Raw genomic sequence first — 9899 nt, forward strand, 5'->3', positions numbered from 1 at the left:
GCCGCTCCCGGCTGACCGGCCGGGCCGCGCTGCTCGCCCTGGTGGTCTGCTCCATGATCGTCGCCCTCGCCTACCCCATGCGGCAGTACGTCTCCCAGCGCGCGGACATCGCCGACCTCCGGCAGGAGCAGGACGAGGCCCGCCGGCGGGTCGAACGGCTGCGCGACATGAAGGCCCGCTGGCAGGACGACGCGTACGCCGAGCAGGAGATCCGCAGGCGGCTGCATTACGTCCTGCCCGGGGAGACCGGCTACATCGTCATCGACCCGGGTACGGCGAAGCAGTCCCGTACGGATCTCGAAGCCGCCGACCGCCCCTGGTACGCGAACGTCTGGGACGGCGTCGACAAGGCCGACGCCGCCGCAGACCAGTGACCCTTCGCAGAAAGCCGTAAGAAAGACAGTTATGGACACGCCCCCGCCCACGACCCCGCGCACCGAGCCCACCGACGCGGACGTCGAGGCCTTCAAGCAGCAGCTCGGCCGGCCCCCGCGCGGGCTGCGCGCCATCGCGCACCGCTGCCCCTGCGGACAGCCGGACGTCGTGGAGACCGCGCCGAGGCTGCCCGACGGCACCCCCTTCCCGACGCTCTACTACCTCACCTGCCCGAAGGCGAACTCCGCGATCGGGACGCTGGAGGCGAACGGCGTGATGAAGGAGATGACGGAGCGGCTGGCCACCGACCCGGAGCTGGCCGCCGCGTACCGCGCGGCGCACGAGGACTACATCCGGCGCCGCGACGAGATCGAGGAGCTCAAGAACTTCCCCAGCGCGGGCGGCATGCCGGACCGGGTGAAGTGCCTGCACGTGCTGGTCGCCCACTCGCTGGCCGCGGGCCCCGGCGTCAACCCGCTGGGCGACGAGGCGCTGGCGATGCTGCCCCAGTGGTGGCGCAAGGGCGCCTGCGTGACGCTGCCCGGGAAGGAGGACGGCCAGTGACCCGGGTCGCCGCCATCGACTGCGGTACGAACTCCATCCGGCTCCTGGTGGCCGATGTGGCCCCTGCCACCGGTGAACTGACCGAACTGGACCGCCGTATGACGATCGTACGGCTCGGTCAGGGCGTCGACCGTACGGGCCGGCTGGCGCCCGAGGCGCTGGAGCGGACGTTCACCGCCTGCCGCGAGTACGCGGAGATCATCAAGGAGCACGGGGCGGAGCACCTGCGCTTCGTCGCCACCTCCGCCTCCCGCGACGCCGAGAACCGCGACGAGTTCGTGCGCGGGGTGGTGGACATCCTGGGCGTGGAGCCCGAGGTCATCACCGGTGACCAGGAGGCCGAGTTCTCCTTCACCGGGGCCACCAAGGAGCTGACGGGCCGGACCGATCTGCGCCGCCCGTTCCTGGTCGTGGACATCGGCGGCGGCTCGACCGAGTTCGTCGTGGGCGACGACCACGTGCGCGCCGCCCGCTCCGTGGACGTCGGCTGCGTACGGATGACCGAGCGGCACCTGGTGCGGGACGGGGCCGTGACGGACCCGCCGGCCGAGGAGCAGATCGCGGCGATGCGCGCCGACATCGAGGCCGCCCTCGACCGCGCCGAGGAGACGGTCCCGCTGCGCGAGGCGCACACCCTGGTCGGCCTGGCCGGCTCGGTCACGACCGTGTCGGCGATCGCCCAGGACCTCCCCGAGTACGACTCCGGGGCCATCCACCACTCCCGCGTCTCCCGCGACCGCGTCCGCGAGATCACCGAGTGGCTGCTGCGCTCCACCCACGCCGAGCGCGCGGCGGTGCCCTCCATGCACCCGGGCCGGGTCGACGTGATCGGCGCCGGGGCCCTGGTCCTCCTGGCGATCATGGAGCGGATCGGCGCGGAGGAGGTCGTGGTGTCGGAGCACGACATCCTCGACGGCATCGCCTGGTCCGTGGCCTAGCTCTCCTTTGCTACCGATCAGTAGCACTCCGCTGAGCAGTCGGGATAGCGTTTGAGCGGCGCCCGGGGGTCCTTCCGGACCCCTCGGCGGGGCTCCGCCGGGAAAGTTCGTGAAGTTCTTCACAAGGAATTGGCCCCGGGAGAACGAAGAACTGATACCGGTTGACCCATTCGGGCCCTCAACACCCCTTTGAACGCGTTCAGAAGGTGATGGCGGGTGTCCCGTCAGGGGTCATCGTACGGACTCGGCGGCCGGCCTCACAGTGTCGCCCGGCCGACAGAGAGGCAGCTCACGCGGCATTGACAACGTCCCGTGCGGGGTGCCGGTTCCCACTTCGCGCTGTGATCTGGATCAAGAAGTGCGGGATGGTAACACAGGCCCTGTCGAAGCTTGTGAAGGGGCGCACGAGGTACCCCCCTGAGTCGGGTGGATACTCGATGGCATGAGCACCACGGAGCGTCCCAGGATCCTCGTAGTAGGCGGTGGGTACGTAGGCCTGTACGCAGCTCGGCGCATCCAGAAGAAGATGCGTTACGGCGAGGCGACCGTCACCGTCGTCGACCCGCGGTCGTACATGACCTACCAGCCCTTCCTCCCCGAAGCCGCCGCCGGCAGCATCTCCCCCCGGCACGTCGTCGTCCCGCTGCGACGCGTGCTTCCCAAGGCGGAGGTCCTCACCGGTCGGGTCACCACCATCGACCAGGACCGCAAGGTCGCCACGATCGCCCCGCTGGTCGGCGAGGCGTACGAGCTGCCTTTCGACTACCTGGTGATCGCGCTCGGCGCGGTCTCCCGCACCTTCCCGATCCCCGGCCTCGCCGAGCAGGGCATCGGCATGAAGGGCATCGAGGAGGCCATCGGCCTGCGCAACCACGTCCTCGAGCAGCTCGACAAGGCCGACTCCACCACGGACGAGGAGATTCGGCGCAAGGCGCTCACCTTCGTCTTCGTGGGCGGCGGCTTCGCCGGCGCGGAGACCATCGGCGAGGTCGAGGACATGGCCCGCGACGCCGCCAAGTACTACAAGAACGTGTCCCGTGAGGACATGCGCTTCGTCCTCGTCGACGCCGCCGACAAGATCCTCCCCGAGGTGGGTCCCAAGCTCGGCAAGTACGGCAAGGAGCACCTCGAGGGCCGCGGTGTCGAGGTCTACCTGTCCACGTCGATGGACTCCTGCGTCGACGGCCACGTGGTGCTGAAGAACGGCCTCGAGGTCGACTCCAACACGATCGTGTGGACGGCGGGCGTCAAGCCGAACCCGGCACTGTCCCGCTTCGGCCTGCCGCTGGGTCCGCGCGGTCACGTCGACACCGAGCCGACGCTCCAGGTCAAGGGCACCGACTACATCTGGGCCGCGGGCGACAACGCCCAGGTCCCGGACCTCGTGGGCCGCAAGGCCGGCAACGAGAACGCCTGGTGCCCGCCGAACGCCCAGCACGCGCTGCGCCAGGCCAAGGTCCTCGGCGACAACGTGATCTCCGGCATGCGGGGCTTCCCGCAGAAGGAGTACAGCCACGCCAACAAGGGCGCGGTGGCGGGCCTCGGCCTGCACAAGGGCGTGGCGATGATCGTCATGGGCAAGATGAAGATCAAGCTCAAGGGCCGGCTCGCCTGGTACATGCACCGCGGCTACCACGGCATGGCGATGCCGACCTGGAACCGCAAGATCCGCGTCTTCGCCGACTGGACCCTCGGCATGTTCCTCAAGCGCGAGGTCGTGTCCCTGGGTGCGATCGAGTCGCCGCGCGACGAGTTCTACGAGGCGGCGAAGCCGGCGCCGGCCGCCGCCAAGCAGGAACCGAAGAAGACCGAGGCCAAGGCTTCCTGACCCCCGGTCATCGAATCGCCCGAAGGGGCCGCCCGCCATCCGTGGTGCGGGCGGCCCCTTCGGCGTTCCCGAGGGACCGACGGGACCTGCCCACCCGCCCGGCCCGGTGGGTTGGAAGGCCACCCCTGGGGGTTCGTCCCCGGGCCCCGGTCGCGGTCCGGCCTCCTGGCTCGGGGCGGGCTGAAAGTGTTCCCGGGGCTCGCCCCGGGCCCCGTTCGGGTCCGCCCGGATCGGTGGCGGAAGCTTGCCCCGGGGCCCCCTGCGCCCCGGACCTCACCGGTGCTCCGCCCCGGCCCCACGGGCCCTGTCCGAGTTCCGGGGAGCAACCCCGTCGCGGGGTGCGTCCTCGGCTCACGAGTCGGGTGGCGGGTGGGCGAAGGACCCGGAGGGCCAGGGGGCGGAGCCCCAGCGGTACCCCGACCCACCGGGCCGGGCCGACGGATGGGCCGGGCCCGGAGCCGGAGGGGCGAAGCCCCCGCAGGGCTCGCTCCCGCACGTTCGATCCAGCGTTTTGCCCAGGGATGACGCGCGCCGGGGACTGCCGGTCCGCCCTCGAGTGTTTACGTGGAGGCGACATTCCGGGATTTCCCGTCACGGAGGTGTACCCATGCCAGACGCCGCCTCGCGGCTGAAAGGCCACGTCGAACAGCTGACCAACGCCCCCCTCCCCGTCCGCGTCCGCGCCTGGGACGGATCGCAGGCCGGCCCCCCTGACGCCCCCGTCCTGGTCGTACGCAACCGCCGGGCCCTGCGCCACCTGCTCCGCAAGCCGGGCGAACTCGGCCTCGCCCGCGCCTGGGTGGCCGGCGACCTCGCCGTCGAGGGCGACCTCTACACCGTCCTCGACCGGATCGCCGGCCTCGTCTGGGAGCGCGGTGAGGACGCCCGTACCCTCGTCCAGGCCCTGCGCGACCCCGCCTTCCGTTCCGCCGCCCGCGGACTGATCGCCCTCGCGGGCCCCCCGCTGCCGCCCGCCCCGCCCCGCGAGGAGGCCCGCCGCCCCCGCCGCGGCCTGCACACCAAGCACAGCGACCGGCGCGCCATCAGCCACCACTACGACGTCGGCAACGACTTCTACGAGATCGTCCTCGGCCCGTCCATGGTGTACTCCTGCGCCTACTGGCCCGCCCCGCCCCCGCGGGGCACCCTCGAACAGGCCCAGCACGACAAGCTCGAACTCGTCGCCCGCAAGCTCGCCCTGAAACCCGGTCAGCGCCTGCTGGACGTCGGCTGCGGCTGGGGCTCCATGGCCGTCCACGCCGCCCGTGACCACGGCGTGAACGTCGTCGGCGTCACCCTCTCCCACGAACAGGCCGCCTACGCCCGCAAGCGCGTCGCCGACGAGGGCGTGACCGACCGCGTCGAGATCCGCGTACAGGACTACCGGGACGTCACGGACGGCCCGTACGACGCCGTCTCCTCCATCGGCATGGCCGAACACGTCGGATCCGAACGCTACCTGGAGTACGCCACCGCCCTGCACCGCCTCCTCAAGCCGGGCGGACGGCTGCTGAACCACCAGATCTCGCGCCGCCCGCAGCGGGACGAGACGTCGTACCGGGTGGACCCCTTCATCGACGCCTACGTCTTCCCCGACGGCGAACTCGCCCCGCTGGGCACCACGGTGTCCCTGCTGGAACGTTCCGGTTTCGAGGTGCGCGACGTCGAGTCGATCCGCGAGCACTACGCGCTCACCCTGCGCCGCTGGGTGGCGAACCTGGAGGCCGACTGGGACCGCGCGATGTCGCTCGCCGGCCCGGGGCGGGCCCGCGTCTGGCTGCTGTACATGGCCGCCTCCGCCCTCGCCTTCGAACGCAACCGCATCGGCGTCAACCAGGTCCTCGCCGTCAGGACCCCCGGCTCCGGCACCTCCGGGATGCCGTTGCGGGCCCGCGTGTGGGGCACGCCCGGCTGAGCCGGGTCCGCACCCGACGCGAAGGGCCGGGCTCCCCGTACGGGGAGCCCGGCCCTCGGTGTGCCGCGTCGCGACGAGGTCACTCGGCCTTGATCGCGCTCAGCATGTTCAGCCGGGCGGCGTTGCGGGCCGGCCACAGGGCGGCCAGGACGCCCACCAGACCGGCCAGCACCACGAAGATCCCGATCCGGTCCCAGGGCAGGACCAGCGCGTACCCCGGGATCTCCTCGGCGATGGTCTCGCCGATCGCCCAGCCGAGGAACGTGCCGAGACCGATGCCGACCACCGCGCCGAACACCGAGATGACGACGGCCTCCAGCCGGACCATCCGCTTCACCCGGCGCCGGTCCAGACCGATCGCACGCAGCATGCCGATCTCCTGCTGCCGTTCGAAGACGGACATCGCGAGGGTGTTGACGACGCCGAGGACCGCGATGATCAGAGCCATCGCCAGCAGGCCGTACATGACGTTCAGCAGGGTGTTGATGGCGCCGCCGAACTCGTCGCGGATGTCCTGCCGGTCCATGACGGTGATCGCGGGGTTGTCGCCGAGCGCGTCGATGAGGACCTTCTCGTTCGCCGCGGACTGGCCGCCGTCGACCTTCACGAAGATCTGCGGGATGTGCGGCTTCGCCTCGTGCTCGTTCACCACGGAGGTGTCGATGAGGACGGGGGAGAGGAACTCGCTGTCCTTGTAGACGGCGCCGACCGTCAGCGTCGCCTTCTTCTCGTCGGCGAAGGTGAAGGGGATGCTGTCGCCGGGCTTCCAACCCTTGCTCTCGGCCGTCTTCTCGGCGACCGCGATCTGTCCCTCGGCGAGTGAGCCGACGTCGCCGCTGACGACGTCGACGGTCAGGACCTGCTGGATGTCGCCCGGGGTGACCGCGGAGGCGGAGACGTAGTCGTCACCGGCCTGGAGGTAGGCGTCCTGCTGCGGCGAGACCGCCGAGACGCCCTCGGCCTTCTCCAGCGCGGTCAACGCGGACCGGTCGAGGCCGTCTCCGTTGGCCATCGAGACCATGTAGTCGGCCTTGATGTTGTCCGTGGTCATCTTGTCGAGGGCGGCGCCGACCGTGACGCCGAGCACCGACAGGCCGGTCACCAGCGTCAGTCCGATCGCCAGCGCCGAGGCGGTGGCGCCGGTGCGGCGCGGGTTGCGGACCGCGTTCTGGCCGGCCAGCTTGCCGGCCACGCCGAAGGGGCCGACGAGCAGCGGACGGACGAGCGCGATCACGGGCCGGGACAGCAGCGGGATCAAGATGATCACGCCGATCAGGGCGAGGAACGCGCCCGCACCGATGTACATCCGGCCGTCGTCGCCGCCGGTCGAGGCGCCCGCCACGATCCCCGCCGCGCCGAGGGCGGTGATGGCCGCACCGATGGAGTTGCGCAGCACCAGCGACTTGGTGGTGGCCACCGCGTGGACGCTGTTCATCGCCGCCACCGGCGGGATCTTCGCGGCCCGGCGGCCGGGCAGCCAGGCGGCGAACACCGTGATCAGCACGCCCACCGCGAACGCCGCGACCACGGGAGTGGCGGACAGGACCAGCGGGCCGTCGGGCATCTTCATGCCGAACGCGGCCATGCCGGAGCGCAGTCCGACGGCCAGACCGACGCCGAGGGCGAAGCCGACGGCCGAGGCCACCAGACCCACCACCGCGGCCTCGGCGAGCACCGAGCGGGTGATCTGCCTGCGGGACGCGCCGACGGCGCGCATCAGGGCGACCTCCTTGGTGCGCTGGGCGACCAGCATCGTGAACGTGTTGGAGATCAGGAAGACGCCCACGAAGAGCGCGATGCCCGCGAAGCCGAGCAGGATCTGCTTGAGGTTGCCCATGCCCTGTTCGATCTGGTCGGCCTGCTCGTCCGCGAGCGCCTTGCCGGTCCGCGCCTCCGCGGTGTCCGGCAGCAGCGGCTCGACCGCGGCGAGGATCTTCGCGTCGTCCGCGCCGGGGGCCGCGACGACGGTGACGTCCTCGAAGTAGCCCTGCTCGAGGTACTGCTTCTGGGCGACGGCGGTGTCGAAGAGGACGAGGCTGCCGCCGGCGTTGACGGCGCCGTCCTCGGTGGTGAACACACCGCTGAGGGTGTACTCCTTCACCGGGCCGTTGGTCGCGACGCGTACCCTGTCGCCGACCTCGTACTCGCCCTTGGCCGCGGACTCCTCGTCCAGGGCGATCTGGTCGTCCTCCACCGGGCCGGAGCCGTCGGTGAACGTGTACGCGGTGTCCTTGCCGTCCTTGCCGGGCGCGAAGTTGGAGCCCTTGTTGGACCAGCCGACGCCGATCAGCTTCCCGTCGGGGTCGGCGACGCCGGCGAAGCCCTCGACGCGACCGTACACCCCGGCGACGCCGTCCACGGCGGCGATCCGGTCGAGGACCTCGCCGGAGAGGCCGGGCTCCTCCTCGGGGTTGTTCGGATCGGCGTACGAGGTGACGGCGACGGCGACGTCGTCGTAGCTCTTCGCCGACTGGTTGCGGAAGGCGTTGGAGAGGGTGTCGGCGAAGACCAGGGTGCCCGACACGAACGCCACGCCGAGCATCACGGCGAGCACGGTCATCAACAGCCTGGCCTTGTGCGCGAAGACGTTGCGCAAGGCGGTACGGAACATGGGTCTTCTCTGTCCAGACGGTACGGGAGAGGGACGAGCGGGCGGCGGGGACGGGTCAGCTGGTGCGGCCCTTGGCGTCGAACCGCTTCATGCGGTCGAGCACCGAGTCGGCCGTCGGCCCGTGCATCTCGTCCACGATCCGGCCGTCGGCGAGGAAGACGACGCGGTCCGCGTAGGCGGCGGCGACCGGGTCGTGCGTCACCATGACCACCGTCTGCCCCAGCTCGCGCACGGAGTTGCGCAGGAAGCCCAGCACCTCGGCGCCGGAACGGGAGTCGAGGTTTCCGGTGGGCTCGTCACCGAAGATGATGTCCGGCTTGGACGCCAGCGCCCGCGCCACCGCGACCCGCTGCTGCTGACCGCCGGAGAGCTGCGAGGGCCGGTGGCTCAGCCGGTCCGCGAGGCCGACCATCCGGATCACGGTGTCCAGCCACTCCTTGTCCGGCTTGCGGCCCGCGATGTCCATCGGGAGGGTGATGTTCTCCAGCGCGGACAGCGTCGGCAGCAGGTTGAACGCCTGGAAGATGAAGCCGATCTTGTCCCGGCGCAACTTGGTGAGCTGCTTGTCCTTCAGGGAGCCCAACTCGGTCTCGCCGATGCGCACGGAACCGGAGGAGAAGGTGTCGAGGCCGGCCACGCAGTGCATCAGCGTGGACTTGCCGGACCCGGACGGGCCCATGATCGCGGTGAACTCGGCCTGCCGGAAGTCGACGGAGACCCGGTCCAGGGCGACCACCTGGGTCTCGCCCTGGCCGTAGATCTTCGAAAGCTCCGTGGCGCGCGCGGCCACGGCGGTGGTCCGGTCGGCGAGGGATGCGGTGGTCACGGGATGGACGCTCCTGTCGGGACGACGTGTTCTCGGGGACGTCGTCCATCGTTCCGCCGCTCCACCGCCGTGTAGTCACCCCCTGCTCCGGTTCCGGGGGGCGACTCGGGAGGGACCACCGGGCGCCGCGTCATACCTGGGGATGAGGGCGGCCCCTGAGCCGGGGGCGCGCGGAACGGGTGGAGCGCCCTTGTTCGGACGGTGAAATTCCGTCATTCCGCGTGCGTGACGGAGCGTCACACGCAAGGCTGTCGGCACGTGCTGACGGCGAGTTCGCGGTGCTGATGCTCCCTCAGGTGCCAATAAAATAAGACAAGATCGGCCCCTCCCGCCGCTGTCGACGGGAGGGCCACCGATAGGCTCGGAACCGCGAAGCGGGGCCCACGGCCTGCCCGGATGGTGGAATGCAGACACGGCGAGCTTAAACCTCGCTGCCCCTGAGCGGGCGTGCCGGTTCAAGTCCGGCTCCGGGCACCACCACGTATGCCGCTCCCGCGCCGGCCGCGAACCCGGCACCCGCGCGACCCCCTCGGTGACCGGACGCCCGCGCGTGATCGCGAGTACGCGTACTCAGGTGCCGCCGGGGAGGTCGAGCAGGAGCGCGCATACCGGCCGGGGCACGTGATCGGCACCGTTGGGGCGAGGTGTTCGCTTCGTCGGCGGGGGAGTCGTATGGCCGCCGGGTTCTGGTCGCGGGTGGTGGTCGCGGGGGCAGCCGTGGTGTCGCCGGCCGGGTGCGGCAGGGCGGACCTGGCGGTCCTCGGGGCGTCGCCGTGCCCGGAGGGGGCCTCCGCGCGGCCCGAGCGGCAGCGGGAGCGGCCGGCGGGGACGGTGTGGGCGTG

Annotated in this window: 7 protein-coding genes and 1 tRNA gene; 6 read left to right on the plus strand and 2 right to left on the minus strand. The window is 71.1% G+C overall.

Going from position 1 to position 9899, the window contains the following annotated elements; genetic code table 11:
* The 5 genes from B7767_RS25170 to B7767_RS25190 form a co-directional block, all read left to right on the plus strand.
* Positions 1-374 (plus strand): septum formation initiator family protein (locus B7767_RS25170; RefSeq protein WP_085574195.1); only part of this gene is annotated, 374 nt, incomplete at its 5' end.
* A 31-nt stretch (positions 375-405) separates the two neighbouring features.
* Entirely contained in the window at positions 406-939 is a 534-nt protein-coding gene (locus B7767_RS25175; protein WP_085574196.1) for a DUF501 domain-containing protein, read from the plus strand.
* A complete protein-coding gene (locus tag B7767_RS25180; RefSeq protein WP_085574197.1) occupies positions 936-1877 on the plus strand; it encodes a Ppx/GppA phosphatase family protein in 942 nt (313 codons plus the stop codon). The genes B7767_RS25175 and B7767_RS25180 overlap by 4 nt, the downstream gene beginning before the upstream one ends.
* Positions 1878-2319: 442 nt before the next feature.
* Positions 2320-3705 carry an NAD(P)/FAD-dependent oxidoreductase gene (locus B7767_RS25185; protein ID WP_085574198.1) on the plus strand — a complete coding sequence of 462 codons (1386 nt, stop codon included), beginning with the start codon at positions 2320-2322 and terminating at the stop codon, positions 3703-3705.
* A gap of 607 nt (positions 3706-4312) precedes the next feature.
* Positions 4313-5620: a cyclopropane-fatty-acyl-phospholipid synthase family protein gene (locus tag B7767_RS25190; protein ID WP_085574199.1), complete on the plus strand. Its 1308-nt coding sequence runs from the start codon at positions 4313-4315 to the stop codon at positions 5618-5620.
* Between the two features lie 79 nt (positions 5621-5699).
* Here B7767_RS25190 and B7767_RS25195 read toward each other — a convergent pair whose 3' ends face one another.
* Together B7767_RS25195 and B7767_RS25200 are read right to left on the minus strand one after the other, a co-directional pair.
* Complete coding sequence (locus B7767_RS25195; protein WP_085574200.1) at positions 5700-8231, minus strand: ABC transporter permease; 2532 nt, start codon at positions 8229-8231, stop codon at positions 5700-5702.
* 55 nt (positions 8232-8286) lie between these two features.
* A complete protein-coding gene (locus B7767_RS25200; protein WP_085574201.1) occupies positions 8287-9057 on the minus strand; it encodes an ABC transporter ATP-binding protein in 771 nt (256 codons plus the stop codon).
* Positions 9058-9447: 390 nt separating this feature from the next.
* Here B7767_RS25200 and B7767_RS25205 point away from each other — a divergent pair.
* Positions 9448-9534 (plus strand) — tRNA-Leu (locus tag B7767_RS25205).
* Positions 9535-9899: the final 365 nt, after the last annotated feature.

This window comes from Streptomyces sp. 13-12-16, from assembly GCF_002114215.1.
Classification (GTDB): Bacteria; Actinomycetota; Actinomycetes; order Streptomycetales; family Streptomycetaceae; genus Streptomyces.

Coding starts and splice junctions, on each gene's coding strand:
- B7767_RS25190 (WP_085574199.1), top strand. CDS start 4,313: ATGCCAGACGCCGCCTCGCGGCTGAAAGGCCACGTCGAACAGCTGACC.
- B7767_RS25185 (WP_085574198.1), top strand. CDS start 2,320: ATGAGCACCACGGAGCGTCCCAGGATCCTCGTAGTAGGCGGTGGGTAC.
- B7767_RS25195 (WP_085574200.1), bottom strand. CDS start 8,231: ATGTTCCGTACCGCCTTGCGCAACGTCTTCGCGCACAAGGCCAGGCTG.
- B7767_RS25175 (WP_085574196.1), top strand. CDS start 406: ATGGACACGCCCCCGCCCACGACCCCGCGCACCGAGCCCACCGACGCG.